At 70.4% G+C, this 12,845-nt stretch carries 12 protein-coding genes; all 12 read right to left on the bottom strand.

All coding sequences use genetic code 11. The annotated features are described in order from the left end of the window. Window positions 1-2: 2 nt before the first annotated feature. Window positions 3-368, bottom strand: a complete 366-nt coding sequence (locus tag O5I81_RS18255) for a response regulator (protein WP_271066288.1) — start codon at window positions 366-368, stop codon at window positions 3-5. Continuing rightward, window positions 365-640 (bottom strand): STAS domain-containing protein, encoded by a 276-nt coding sequence (locus tag O5I81_RS18250; RefSeq protein WP_271066287.1) that lies wholly within the window; start codon window positions 638-640, stop codon window positions 365-367. Before O5I81_RS18250 ends, O5I81_RS18255 begins: the two co-directional genes overlap by 4 nt. A 2-nt stretch (window positions 641-642) precedes the next feature. Continuing rightward, window positions 643-813: a hypothetical protein gene (locus tag O5I81_RS18245; protein WP_271066286.1), complete on the bottom strand. Its 171-nt coding sequence runs from the start codon at window positions 811-813 to the stop codon at window positions 643-645. 132 nt (window positions 814-945) lie between these two features. Continuing rightward, window positions 946-1,521, bottom strand: a complete 576-nt coding sequence (locus O5I81_RS18240; RefSeq protein WP_271066285.1) for an XRE family transcriptional regulator — start codon at window positions 1,519-1,521, stop codon at window positions 946-948. A 259-nt stretch (window positions 1,522-1,780) separates the two neighbouring features. Then, the gene (locus tag O5I81_RS18235; protein ID WP_271066284.1) at window positions 1,781-2,446 is read right to left on the bottom strand and encodes a TetR/AcrR family transcriptional regulator; all 666 of its coding nucleotides are present in this window, start codon (window positions 2,444-2,446) and stop codon (window positions 1,781-1,783) included. Next, a complete protein-coding gene (locus O5I81_RS18230; protein ID WP_271066283.1) occupies window positions 2,443-3,882 on the bottom strand; it encodes a bifunctional 3-(3-hydroxy-phenyl)propionate/3-hydroxycinnamic acid hydroxylase in 1,440 nt (479 codons plus the stop codon). Before O5I81_RS18230 ends, O5I81_RS18235 begins: the two co-directional genes overlap by 4 nt. 1 nt (window position 3,883) lies before the next feature. Continuing rightward, entirely contained in the window at window positions 3,884-4,735 is an 852-nt protein-coding gene (locus tag O5I81_RS18225; RefSeq protein ID WP_271066282.1) for a fumarylacetoacetate hydrolase family protein, read from the bottom strand. An 11-nt stretch (window positions 4,736-4,746) separates the two neighbouring features. Next, entirely contained in the window at window positions 4,747-5,673 is a 927-nt protein-coding gene (locus O5I81_RS18220; RefSeq protein ID WP_271066281.1) for a VOC family protein, read from the bottom strand. Window positions 5,674-5,793: 120 nt separating this feature from the next. Then, entirely contained in the window at window positions 5,794-7,413 is a 1,620-nt protein-coding gene (locus tag O5I81_RS18215) for a carboxylesterase family protein (RefSeq protein ID WP_271066280.1), read from the bottom strand. After that, a complete protein-coding gene (locus tag O5I81_RS18210; RefSeq protein WP_271066279.1) occupies window positions 7,410-8,867 on the bottom strand; it encodes an MFS transporter in 1,458 nt (485 codons plus the stop codon). Before O5I81_RS18210 ends, O5I81_RS18215 begins: the two co-directional genes overlap by 4 nt. Next, on the bottom strand, window positions 8,864-10,126 hold the full coding sequence (locus O5I81_RS18205) for a serine hydrolase domain-containing protein (RefSeq protein WP_271066278.1): 1,263 nt from the start codon (window positions 10,124-10,126) through the stop codon (window positions 8,864-8,866). Before O5I81_RS18205 ends, O5I81_RS18210 begins: the two co-directional genes overlap by 4 nt. 21 nt (window positions 10,127-10,147) lie before the next feature. After that, the gene (locus O5I81_RS18200) at window positions 10,148-12,763 is read right to left on the bottom strand and encodes a TonB-dependent receptor (RefSeq protein ID WP_271066277.1); all 2,616 of its coding nucleotides are present in this window, start codon (window positions 12,761-12,763) and stop codon (window positions 10,148-10,150) included. Window positions 12,764-12,845: the final 82 nt, after the last annotated feature.

The raw sequence follows: 12,845 nt of genomic DNA, 5'->3' as shown, positions 1-12,845 counted from the left end.
CCCTAAGCCGCCACGCGCTTGATGGCGTCGACCAGCTTGACCGGGTCGAACGGCTTGACGATCCAGCCGGTGGCGCCGGCCGCCCGGGCCCGGGCCTTCTTTTCCGGCTCGCTCTCGGTGGTCAGCACCAGGATCGGCTTGAGGTTCGACCGGTTGCCGGCCCGCACCGCCTCGATGAAGCCGAAGCCGTCGAGCCGGGGCATGTTGATGTCGGTGACGATGACGTCGGGCGCCTCGGTCTCGAGGGCTTCGAGGCCGGCGACGCCGTCCTCGGCCATCACCACCCGATAGCCGGCGGCGCGCAGGGTATGGCCGAGCATCTCGCGAATAGTGCGGGAGTCGTCGACGGCGAGAATGGTCAGGCTCACGAGGCGATGTCCTCTTGCGGCATCCAGTCGGTCGCGCCCAGGACGGCGAGACCGGTGGTGAAGGCGGGGGATGGTTGGATGAAGGTCAGGTCCTGGCCGTCGGCGGCCCAGGTCTTGCGGGCGGCGGCCAGCACCTGGAAGCAGGGGCCGCCGAGGCGTTCGACCTCACCGGCGTCGAGGGTCAGGCTGGAGCCGCGATGGGCCAGCAGGGCGTCGCGCAGGGGGGCGGCCTGGTCGGCGGTCAATCGGGCGTCGAGTTTGACGATGGTCATGCTCAGAATTCCTTCCAGCCGTCTTCGGTGGGGCTGAAGGCGGGGGCCGGCTGGCGCGCCGTGGCGACCAGGGCGTCATCGGCCCCGTGCAGCAGCATGGGATGGTCGGCGAACGCCGTAAGGGCCGCCGTCACCTTGCCGCGCAGTCCCCGGGGGGACAGAGAGAGATTCATCGAAAGCGCCCCACGCGATCAAATGCCCGCTCGAGGTACTTCTCAAAATCGAGAAAACAATTGGTTAAGTCTGGGGTCGGTGACCCGGATGAGAGCGCCTGGGGCCTTTCGCCGCAGCCAGCCGTTTGTCGGTCAGGCCTGGCGATCGCCGGCCAGGACCATCAGCGCGCGGCAGGGCGCGCCGCCATCCCGGATCAGGGCATAGCCGGCCCGGGCGTCGAAATAGACGCTGTCCCCGACCTTCAGCTTCAGGGGCGCATAATGCTCCGAATGCACGGCCAGGGCGCCGTCCAGCACCATCAGATAGGCCTCGCCCTCATCGCGGTGAAAGCCACCATGGGCGCCCAAGTCGTCGCAGGTCACCTCGATGACCATGGGGGTGAAGGCCTTGCGGATCAGCTCGCCGCCGAGAAGTCGCCCCTCCCCCGAGGGCAGGCGGATGGGATCGCCGTCGCCGGCCCGGGACACCGCCCGCCGCCCGATCGCGTCCGGGCGGGTCGACGCGCCGCCCGCCTCGCTGTCGGCCTCGGCTCCGATCAGCCGTTCCATGTCGATCTCGAGGCCGCGGCATATGCGCAGCAGGTTCTCGTAGGACAGGGAGGTCTGGCCCAGTTCCACCTTCGACAGGGTCGATAGCGGCACGCCCGCCTTCTCGCCCAACTGGGCCAAGGTCCAGCCGCGCGCCACCCGCAGCTTGCGGATCGCCAATCCGGCCTTTGCGGATAGTCTGGAACGCATTCCGGTAAAGTCGCCCCGCCTTGGGTGACCAGACTCGACGAACGCGAATCGATGGCGGTCACCGCCATTCCCTATTATGGGATATGGACGCCCCCGTTCGCAACGCGCGGGACGGGCGTTCTCGCCATGAATCCGTGCTTTTGCCCGCCTGATGCGGGACCTGCATAATTCTCCGGCAGGCGTGATCGTATCGATCGTCAGACCCTGGAAGGCCGAGCCTGTCGATGCCCTAGTGCGCCGTCTCGCCGGGCGGCGCCGGCGCGGCGCCCTTGCGGACGATCTCGTCGCTGGCCTGGGCGGCGATCAGGTCGGCCTCGGCGCCGCCGAGACCCAGCCCCCGCAGGATCAGGGCGCACATCTGCTGCGACAGCGAGACGGCGAACGCCGGGGTCGGCTCCTGCACCACCCGCACCAGGGCCAGCTGGGTGACCCCCATGACGAACAGTAGCCCGGCCTCGACGGTGGCGACCGTGAAGCGGCCGGCGGCCAGGCCGTTTTCGATGTCCTCGACCAGGCCCTTGTTGAGCGGCGCCGACAGCGAGGTGTGGCCGCTGTGGATGCGAACCAGCACCCCGGCCGACTCGGCTTGATCCAGGCCGAACCGCAGATAGCCGCAGACCGCCCGGGCCATCCGCCTGGCCGGATCGCTGACCCCTTCGTTGGCCAGGGTGACCGCGGTCTCGACGCTGGCGCGGATCTCCGAACTGATCGCCCGGACCAGCGCCTCGCGGTCGGCGAAGTGGTTGTAGAAGCTGCCCTTGCCGACGGCGGCCGCCTGGACGATGTCGTCCACCGTCACCGCATCGACGGGTCGCTCCCGGTACAGCCGCCGGCCGGCGCCGATGAGCGCCGCCCGCGTCCGCATGGCGCGGGGATTGGATCTGTCGATGCTCATGCCGCCTCCATGGCCGGCCGGGTGACCCGGGTCCATGCCGCCAGCAAGGCCGCGGCCTCGCCGGTCCCGAAGATGTAGCGGTCCGGGCGGACCAGCACCGCCTCCACCCCGTGCCGGTCCAGCCACCCCTCCAGTGGCGCGCGGAACGGGGCCAGGGCCGGGTCATCGAGGGTGTCGCGGGACAGCAGCCAGGGGCCATCGCCGATGACGTCGTCCAGCCGCGCCTCGTCGGCCCGGGGCTGCGGGAACATCGTCCCTGCCGCCGCCGCGCCGGGCAGGATGCAGCCCTCGGCGAAGGGGCGGGGGGCCAGCGGCGGCAGGGGCGGTGCGCCCGACTCCCTGGCGGCCAGCATGCCGGCGTCCCGCTGGGCGGCGGCGGCGGGGTCCAGCAGGCAGACCACCCGGCCCATGCCGATGGCCAGCTCGATGGCGGCCCGCACATGCGGCTCGCGCTCGGCCTGGTAGGTATCGAGCAGGGCCTCGCCCGCCTCGCCCCTCAGCACGGCGGCCAGCTTCCAGGCCAGGTTGGCGGCGTCGCGCACCCCGGCGCACATCCCCTGGCCGGCGAAGGGCGGCGTCTGGTGGGCGGCGTCGCCGGCGATCAGCGCCCGGCCGTCGCGCCAGCGATTGGCCACCAGGCCATGGAAGCGATAGACGGCCCGCCGCTCGATCTCGACCGGCCCGCAGTTCCAGGGCGCCAGCAGGGCCCGCACCGCCGCGTCGGTCCGCATGGCTTCCGGATCCTCGCCGGGCAGCAGCATGAATTCCCAGCGATGCCGCCCCGGGCCGCTCAGCACGCAGGTGGTCGGCCGGGCCGGATCGCAGAGCTGGATATTGCGCCGCGGCGTCGTGCAATCCTCGCCGGCCCGCACATCGACGACCAGCCAGGGCTCGTCGAACTGATAGTCGAACAGCCCGCCGCCGATCGCCTCCCGCACCGGGCTCGAGGCGCCGTCGCAGCCGACCAGATAGCGGGCGCGGATCGTCTCCGCGCCGTCGGCGCCGACGACCTCCGCGACCACGCCATCCGACCCCTGCGAGAACCCGTCGAGCCGCACGCCGATGCGCACCTCGACGGAGGGCAGGGCGGTCAGTCGCTCGCGCAGCACCGCCTCCAGCCCGGGCTGGTGGAACATGTAGCCGCCGCCCCAGCCCGAGGGCGTCTCGCGGGCCGGGGGCAGCATCATCAGCACCTCGCCGGCGGCGTTGCGGAACTCGTAGTCCGGGACGTCGCGGACATGGGCCAGCACCTGCTCGGCGACGCCCAGCTGCTGGAACAGCCGCATGATCTCATGATCGAAATGCACGGCGCGGGGCAGGGGATAGGGGTCCGTCTCCTTCTCGACAACGATCACCCGCACGCCCCGCTGGCCGAGCAGCCCGGCCAGCACTGCGCCCACCGGCCCCAGGCCGACGATCAGAACCTCCGCCTCCATCTCAGGCCTCGTTGGCACAAGGATTGTCGAGCGCGCCCAGGCCCTCGATCTCGATGCGCACCCTGTCTCCGTCCTTGAGGAACTGCATCGGCTTCATCGCCGCCCCGATGCCGCCCGGCGTGCCGGTGAAGATCAGGTCGCCGGGCTCCAGGGTCATGGCCTGGCTGAGATGGGCGACCTGCTCCCACACGTTGAACACCAGGTGCGAGGTGTTGGAGTCCTGACGCACCTCGCCATTGACCAGGCACCGGATCGACCGGCCATGCGGGTCCGGCGCCTCGTCGCTGGTGGTGATCCACGGCCCGAACGGCGCGTGCGTATCGAATGACTTGCCCACCACCCACTGCGGCGTGCGGTGCTGCCAGGCCCGCTCGGTGGCGTCGTTGCCGCAGCAGTATCCGAAGATGGCGCCGGCCGCCGCCTCCTTGCCGATATGCCGTCCGCCCTTGCCGATCACGGCCACCAGCTCGGCCTCGTAGTCGAGGGCCTGGCTGACCTTCGGCACCTGGATCGGATCATGGGGCCCGTTCGCCGAGGTCGAGGCCTTGGAGAACCAGACCTGATGCTCGGGCGTGCCCAGATTGCTCTCGGCGATATGGTCGGCGTAGTTCAGCCCGATGGCCATGATCTTGCCCGGCCGCCGGATCGGGGCCAGCAGCCGAACGCTGTCCAGCGCCACCGCGCCGGCTCCCGCCTCGGCCAGCCGCCGCACCTCAGCCTCGGCCTCATCCCAGGCGGCGATCAGCTGGATCATCTCACCCGGCAAGCCGCCGGTGTTCAGCGGCACGATGCGGTCGCCGACCACGGCGCCCAGCTGGGCGGGACCGCCCGCCTCGAAGGTGGCAAGTTTCATCGGTGTTTCCCCTAGCCCATGGTCGGGGGCATCGACGGCCCCCATTGCACGCCCAGCAGGTCCTGCAGGCTGGCGACGTTCGATCCGTCTTCGGCGGTGAACAGGTCGCCGTCGGTCCAGTGCTCCAGGGTGTGACCCCAGGGATCGCGCCAGTAGTCGAACACCTGGCTGCCGAGGATATGCCGCCCGACCCCCCACTCGGCCTGTCGCCCCGTCTCCTTGAGCCGCTGATGGCCGCGCATCAGGTCGTCGAGGTCGGCCACCTCATAGGCCGCATGGTTGAAGCCCGGGCCGGAGGGCGCCTGCAGCAGGAACAGGGTGTGGTGATCGGTCGGCGCCACGCCCCGGTCACAGCGCAGGAAGGCCCCGATGGCGAACGCCGGGGCCGCCTCGATCTCGTCGGAGGTGATGAAGCCGAACCGGTCCTTGTACCAGCGCTCCGAGGCCCGGAAGTCCGAGACGTTGAGCACCACATGCCCCAGCCGCACGACATTGGCCGCCCCGGCCGGAATGCGCTTGGTGGCCCGCAGGCGCTCCCGCGCGCCGGCCCGGTTCCAGGGCGTGCTGTCGCTGAGCGCCACCGGTTCGGCCGCCGCCTGCCCGGCGACCACCTCGATTGTATGGCCGTCGGGGTCCTTCAGGGTGACGATCTTGCCGCCGCCGGGCAGGTCGCAGTCTTCCACCGGCACGCCCTCGGCGGCGGCCAGTCGCTCCAGGTCGGCGACACTCTCGGCCCGGAAGGCGATGGCGGCGAAGCCCGGCTCACCCAGTTCGGTGACATGGGCCACCGGCGAGGGCCCGCTGCCCCGGGCGACAATCCGGTGGTCCGTCTCCTCGACCACCAACAGCCCGAAATCTTCGAGAAAACCGCGCATGGCGGTCAGGTCCGGCGCGCGGAAACGGACGTGGGCGACGTCTTCGATCTTGAGGGTGCTCATGGCGAGAGCCTTAGTTGACGATTTCGTCAGAATGGGCGAACGACTACGCCATGGCAAGAGGCAAGGCCACGCGCCGCCCGGATTCAAATTGACGAAAGGGTCAACCCTCGCCCCGAGGGATCAGCCGCAGCCGTTCGCCTTGGGCGGCAGCGGCGGGGCGATGAGGCCGACGTTCCAGTGCCAGGCGATGCCGCCCTTGGCGCGCCGCCGGCAGACCACCGCCTCATGCAGCCCATACCCGTTCGGCGGCCCGGCCCTCAGGTGGGGCGCATCCTCGAAGGCCATGTAGTGGCGGTCCTGGCCATAGGGCCGCCACGCCGCTTCACCCTGGGCGCTGGGCACACCGTCCCGGGCGAAGCTGGCCCAGTAGTTCAGCATGGCGTCCGACAGCCGCTGCTCGCGCCCATCCCGGGGAATGGCCGGCCAGTAGGGCGGCGTCAGTCCGGTGGTCCCGAAGACGAACGGAATCTCGGAGGCGTGGAAGGCGCGGAAACCGGCCGCGTCGGCGGCCGGATAGCCGTGATCGAAATAGTAGAGGAAGGACGGCGCGCCGACGGCCGTCTGTTTTGCGGCCAGCCGCTCGGCGGTCCAGCCGTACATGGCGTCCCGCGTCGTCGCCAGCATGCTCTGGGCCATGGTCCCGGCCGGATAGCGTTCGAGGAAGGCGTCGGCCAGATCGCCGTAGCGGGCCCGGATCTCGCGCTCATAGGCGGCGGCGTCGGCGGGGGCGGGCGGCAACAGGAACCGCAGCGAGCGGATCTCGCCCTCGTTGAACCCGGCCAGCACCGGCACGGGCGCCTGCTCGCCGCGGTCGAAGACGTCGATCGGCTGGCGGGGCAGGGTATGGCCGTCGACATTGCCCAGCGGGAACCAGCGCGTGCGCGCCGTCCCCTCGATGACCGCCTGGGCGCTCATCGCCCGCAGGGCGGTGGTGTCGGCGGCGCCCATCTGGCCGGCCAGCGCCGCGCCGGCCGTTTCGGCGTCCGGCCAGTCGGCGTAGCCGCCGCCGCGCAGCATGGGCGCGGTGATCATGTAGCCGCTCTGGCTGATCGCCCGGTGGAACAGGCCCCGGGCCTGCGGCGCCGCCATCAGGTAGATGACGCTGAGGGCGCCGGCCGACTCGCCGGCGATCGTCACGTTGCCGGGATCGCCGCCGAACGCGGAGATGTTGCGTTGGACCCAGCGCAAGGCCTCGACCTGATCCTGCAGGCCATAGTTGCCGGAAATCCTGTCGGGCGATTCCGCATTCAGTCCCGGATGCGCCAGCCAGCCGAACGCGCCGAGGCGATAGTTGATCGACACCAGCACGACGCCGCGTCCGGCGAAGGCCTTGCCGTCGTAGAGGACCTCGCTGCCCGAGCCGCTGACCAGCGAGCCGCCGTGAATCCAGACCAGCACCGGGGCCTTCTTCGCCCTGGCCGGTGCCCAGACGTTGAGGAACAGGCAGTCCTCGCTGACCGCCGGGTGGTTGTAGAAGGGCGAGGCCGGCTGCATGCAGGCGGCGCCGAACCGCGTCGCCTCGCGAACCCCCGTCCAGGGTTTCGCCGCCATCGGCGGGCGCCACCGCAGGGGACCGACCGGCGCGGCGGCATAGGGGATGCCGCGAAAGACGCTCACGCCGGCGTCGTCGGCCCCGCGCAGGCTGCCGGCGGGCGCCGCGACGAGGGGGGCGGTCTGGGCGAGGGCCGGCGCGGCAAGGCCGAGCACCAGGGCCGCCGCCATCGCAAGGGGTCTGATCACGCGCCCGTCCTCCCGTTCCGTTGCTCGAGCTCGGCGATGATCCGCGCGTGCTTTTGCCTTGTCAGGTGGTAGCCGATCAGGAACAGCGGCGCGAGCGCGGCGAAGGCGGCCGGCAACGGCCCGGAGATCAGCGCCAGCCGGTCCAGCACCGGCCCGGGAATGACCAGGCCCGGTCCGCGCGCGGCCAGATCGGTCGGAAAGCGGATGGCGTCGAGCGCCAGGCCGGCGATCAGTCCGCCAAGGCCGGAGGCGGCCTTGTAGGCGAGGGTCAGGCCGGAGAAGAACAGGCCCTCGCGCCGCACGCCGAACAGCCACTCATGCTCGTCGGCGGTATCGGCCAGCATCGACTGGAAGCCGATGCCGCCGATCATGATCGCCGTGCCGACCAGCAGGCCATTGATGAACAGGACCACCGTCGCCATCGTCGGCGTCAGCGGGGCCGGCCCATAGAGCTGCAGCAGCGGCGGCCAGCTGAGCAGCACGGCGATGGACAGGAAGGCGGCGATCGACAGGGTGCGTTTTTCGATGTGGCGCAGGGCGAAGGCGCTGATCGGGGCGCCGAGCAGCGGCCCGAGCGTGGTGCTCAGCAGGATGATCTGGATGGCCGAGGTGTCGAGCTTCCAGAAGTAGCGGCTGGCGTGCAGGGCCAGGGAGACGTGGGCCGAATAGGCCAGGAAGTAGGTCAGCACCGTCCCGAACAGGATGAGGAAGGAGCGGTTGCGGGCCAGCTCGACCATCTCCCGGCCGAAGCCTGAGAGGAAATGCCCGCCGCCGGTTTCCGGCCCATGCAGGCGCGGCAGGGCCTGGCGCACCGCGGCGATGGCCACGGACCCGGTCAGCAGCATCACGGCGGCGCAGGTCCAGGCGAAGGGGGCGTAGTTCTGGCGCCCCAGCAGGCCTTCCGGGCCGGCCATGAAGACGCCCAGCCCCAGCACCACGCCCAGCAGGATGCCGATATTCTGGAACGACAGGCGGAAGGCCACGACGCTGGCGCGCTCGCGATAGTCGTCCGTCACCTCGGCCCCGACGGCGGTGAACGGCAGGACGAAGAAGGACAGGGAAAGCCGCAGGACGACCAGGCAGACCGTCACATACAGAAACTGCGGCAGGCCGGTGAGGGACGCCGGCATTGAGAAGATCAGCCCGAAGGCGCAGGCGAACGGCAGCAGGCCGCCGACCATGAACGGCAGGCGGCGTCCGAACCGCGAGCGCAGCCGGTCGCTGGCGAGGCCGATGGCTGGATCGGCGACCCCGTCGATCAGCAGGGCGATCAGCTTGGCCGTGCCCGCCGCCGTGCCTGACATGCCGCAGACGGCGGTCAGGTAGAACAGCAGGAAGAAGCCGAAGCCGGCCGCCGCCACGCCGTCGGCGATGGCGCCGGTTCCATAGGCGGCCTTGAACCGCCGGGTCAGGGGCGCGTGGCGAGCGGTGGTAGCCTCGTCGGCGGCGCTCACGAGGCGGCGTCCCGCAGGGCGCCGTAGAGGCCCGCCTGGAAGAGGGGCAGGGCCTGGCGCCCCGCCGCGCCGCGCCCGGTGGCGATGGTCGAGCCGGAGTTGGCCGACACCGGCACCTGGTGCTGGATCAGGAAGATGAGGATCAGGTCGTTGACCGGGTCGGCCTGCCACCAGGTGCCGAACACCCCCGGCCAGGTGATCGAGCCCGGGGCGCCGCAGGCGTAGGGGTTGCCGACCAGGTCCTCGGCGATCGAGACGCCGAGGCCGAAGCCCGACTTGCTCCACAGGTCCATGCCGACGAAGGGGACCCGCCGCTGGGCGTCGGTCAGCCGGTTGGTCCGCATCAGCCGCACCGTCTCCGGCCGCAGCAGGCGAACGCCGTCCAGCACCCCCTCCTGCAGCAGCATGCGGGCGAAGCGATGATAGTCGCCGGCCGACGAGATCAGGCCGCCGCCGCCGGGGGTATAGGCCGGCGGAGCGTCGTACATCTCGACCTCGACCTTGCGGAGCTTGTCCGAGGCCTCGTCATGGGCGTAGAGGCTGGCGAGGCGGGCGCGCTTCGCGGGCGGCAGCCAGAAGTCGGTATCGGCCATGCCAAGCGGGCCGAAGATCCGCTCCGCCAGCACCTGCCGGAACGGCTTGCCCTCGGCGCGGCCGATCAGGAAGCCGAGCACGTCGGTGGAATGGCCGTAGTGGAAACGCTCGCCGGGCTGATAGGCCAGCGGCAGGGTCCCGAGCGCGGCAAGCCATTCGTCAGCCGTCTTGCGGTTCATGCCGGGGTCGCCGAGCGCTGCTTCGTAGGCCGGCTTCAGCGGTCCCTCCGAGAACGGCGCGTAGGCGATGCCGGCGCGATGGGTGAGCAGGTCCTCCACCGTGATTGCCCGCCCGGCGGCCACGGTGTCGTCGAGCGGGCCCGTCGGATCCCGCAGCACGCGCACATCGGCCAGTTCTGGAATCCAGCGCGAGATCGGATCATCGAGCCCGATCCGGCCCTCCTCCATCAGCATCAGGGCCGCCACCGAGGTGATCGGCTTGCTCATCGAGGCGATGCGAAACAGCGTGTCCTGCCGCATCGGCGTGCGGCTTTCGAGGTCGCTCCAGCCGATGGCCTCGGCGTGAACCACCTCGCCGCCCCGTGACGCCAAGGTCACCAGGCCGGACAGCTCGCCGCGGTCGACAAACCCCTGCAGGGTGGGCCGAACCGCGGCCAGCTTCGCCGGATCGAAGCCGTGATCACGGCGGAACGCATCGTCAGGCATACTCTTGGGCTTCCGGCTTGATCAGAAGGACTTGCGCAGGTTGAGCCCGACAAAGCGGCCGATCGGATTGTAGGCGCCGCCGATGCCGTCCGTGGCCGGGAAGAAGGGCGGGTCCTGGTCGAACAGGTCGTTGACCTGCAGGGCCAGGGTCGTGCCCCGCCGCCAGCCGGTCTCGCCCAGGCGCCAGGAGACCCGCAGGTCGACGGTGGTGTAGGCGTCGGCCTCGTAGGAGCTGACCCCGGTGGGGGTGGTGAAGTTGTTCCGCACCCCGTCGCGGTAGTTGACGAAGCCGGCGGCGCTGATCGGCCCGGCCTCGATGCCGAAGGTCGCCCGCGCCGTGGCCCGCGGCACCCCCAGCCTCAGGCTGTCGACGACCGGCGAGGCCGGCGACAGCTGAGTGTCGAACTTCAGCACATAGTTGCCGGCCAGGTCGGCGTAGACCGCGCCGAAGCTGGTCGGCCAGCGGTAGTTGATGTCGAAGTCCAGGCCGTCGGTCTTGCGCGAGCCGAAGTTGTTGAGGCGCAGGTCCAGGATGTTGCCGATGGCGGGCAGGGGGGTCGGCAGGTTGACCGGCACCGCGATCGACAGCAGGGACGAAAGCTGCCCCGCCGTCGGGTTGCGATAGACGACCGAGGCGAAGGTCGGATCAGTGAACACCAGCGACGCCGACGGCGTGCCGATCACGTCGGTGTACTCGATATTGTAGTAGGTCATGCTGAGCCGCAGGTCCGGCAGGAAGGCCGGATTCCAGCTGACGCCGTAGGAATAGGTGGTGGCCTCTTCCGGCTGCAGGTCGCGGTTGCCGCCCAGCAGGTAGACGGTATTGACCTGGGCGCCGCCCCGGGTCGGGTCGTTGGCGCTGACGGCGGCGCTGGCGGCGTCGAGGTAGTAGGCGCCGACCGTGGCGCCGATCTGGCGCATGCCGGGGGCGCGGAATGACTGGCCGTAGGAGGCGCGGAACGCCAGTCCCTCCATCGGCTCCCAGTTGACGCCGACCTTGGGATTGCTGGTCGAGCCGAAGTCGCTGTAGTCGTCGTAGCGGCCCGACAGGGACAGCGACAGGCTGTACAGGCCCGGAATCCGGTTGCTCTCGCCGACCACGGGCACGAAGACCTCGCCGTAGATCGAGCTGATGTCGCGGTCGAGGTCCTCCGGCACGGCGGTGGCGCCGACGAAGCCCGTCTGCTCGAAGGTCTCGCGGCGCAGTTCACCGCCGACGGCGACCTTGAGCTGGCCGCCGGGCAGGTCGAACAGCGGTCCGCTCAGCCGGACGGCGCCCAGGCTGGTGCGCTGGTCGATGGTCACCGAGGTCGAGGAGTTGAGGATGGCGGCCCTGACCGCCGGCGAGGTGCCCGTGCCGAAGGGGTCGAGCGCCGTGGCCGTCGTCGTGCCGGCCGCCGCCGCGGCCAGGGCCCCGGCGTTGATCTGCGGAATGAAGGCGTCGTTCTGGGCCCAGTCGTAGGTGCCGTAGACCGTCAGGTCGAAGTCGCCGGGCAGGCTGACGTCGACGCCGAACGACGAGTTGCCGACCAGCCGCTTGTCGGTGTTCAGGAAGTGGTCGTCGCCGATCAGGTTGTCCGGCCGGAACATGACGTACTCGACCGTGGCGAAGGTGCCGGCCGGGGCCCGGAAGAAGGGGTTGGCGGCGGTGAGGAACACCGCCTGGACCGGCGGCGAGGCGCGCAGCTCGTCCTTGCGGTCCGAATAGAGAACCTCGCCCCACAGGGTGACGCGATCAGTAACGTCCTGATGGCCCGAGACGAACAGGCTGTGGATGCGGGATTTCGGCAGCAGGTCGGCGACGGCGGTGTTGTCGCAGAAGTTCCGGGTATTCGCGGCCAGGGCCGGCGCGGCGTAGTAGACCGAGTAGAAGGTCGTGTTGACCAGGACGTTGGCGTCCGGGCAGTTCACCCCGCGGGTGTCGATGCCGCCGTAGGGCCGGAAATCCTGCAGCCGGTAGTCGCGGTCGCCGGCCGTGATGTTGTCGTTCTCGGTGTACTGGTAGGCGGCCAGGATGCTGCCGCTGCCCCAGCTGTGGCCGAACAGGCCGCCGAAGTGGCCGATGTAGTATTCATCGCCGACGCCGTAGCTGGCCGAGACCTCGACGCCTTTGACGTTGCGGCGGGTGATGAAGTTGACCACCCCGGCGACGGCGTCGGAGCCATAGATCGACGAGGCGCCGTCGGCCACGACCTCGATTCGCTCGATGGCCAGGTTGGGGATCAGCGGATAGTCGGGATTGGTCTCGTTGGCGGCCGCGGCGACCAGCCGGTGGCCGTTCATCAGCGGCAGGGTGGCGTTGGCCGGCAGGCCGCGCATGCCCGGCGCGAACGAGCCGAAGCCGCCCAGGCTGGCCGAGGGGGCGGTGTTGAAGCTGTTCAGCTGCGGCACGCTGGCCAGCAGGTCGGGGGTGTTGGCGGCGCCGAGGGTCTCGATGTCGTCGCGCGAGACGCTGATCAGGTTGGAGCCGGTCGGCGGCACGCCCTTGATGCTGGTGCCGGTGACGACGACTTCCGAGACTTCCTCGTCGGCCGGGGCCGTCTGGGCCAGGCCCGGTCCGGCCGCCAGCAGCAGGACGGCGGCGAGCGAGGTTCCGCAAAGCGCGCGCCCACGCGTGGTGATACGTTGTCCAACCATTTCAACCTCCCCATACGGCGGTTCGCCGCCCTGTTGTCGCCGCCGTTCCCCTCTCGCGGAGGGCCGGTTGGTCGAGTTCATT

Origin of the sequence: Caulobacter sp. NIBR1757, assembly GCF_027912495.1 — a bacterium.
In the GTDB taxonomy this organism is placed as follows: domain Bacteria; phylum Pseudomonadota; class Alphaproteobacteria; order Caulobacterales; family Caulobacteraceae; genus Caulobacter.
The sequence above is the reverse complement of the archived record's forward strand: the minus strand, read 5'-3'. Positions and strand labels throughout refer to the sequence as shown.

Coding starts and splice junctions, on each gene's coding strand:
- O5I81_RS18230 (WP_271066283.1), bottom strand. CDS start 3,882: ATGGAGGCGGAGGTTCTGATCGTCGGCCTGGGGCCGGTGGGCGCAGTG.
- O5I81_RS18220 (WP_271066281.1), bottom strand. CDS start 5,673: ATGAGCACCCTCAAGATCGAAGACGTCGCCCACGTCCGTTTCCGCGCG.
- O5I81_RS18225 (WP_271066282.1), bottom strand. CDS start 4,735: ATGAAACTTGCCACCTTCGAGGCGGGCGGTCCCGCCCAGCTGGGCGCC.
- O5I81_RS18245 (WP_271066286.1), bottom strand. CDS start 813: ATGAATCTCTCTCTGTCCCCCCGGGGACTGCGCGGCAAGGTGACGGCG.
- O5I81_RS18250 (WP_271066287.1), bottom strand. CDS start 640: ATGACCATCGTCAAACTCGACGCCCGATTGACCGCCGACCAGGCCGCC.
- O5I81_RS18200 (WP_271066277.1), bottom strand. CDS start 12,763: ATGGTTGGACAACGTATCACCACGCGTGGGCGCGCGCTTTGCGGAACC.
- O5I81_RS18235 (WP_271066284.1), bottom strand. CDS start 2,446: ATGAGCATCGACAGATCCAATCCCCGCGCCATGCGGACGCGGGCGGCG.
- O5I81_RS18205 (WP_271066278.1), bottom strand. CDS start 10,126: ATGCCTGACGATGCGTTCCGCCGTGATCACGGCTTCGATCCGGCGAAG.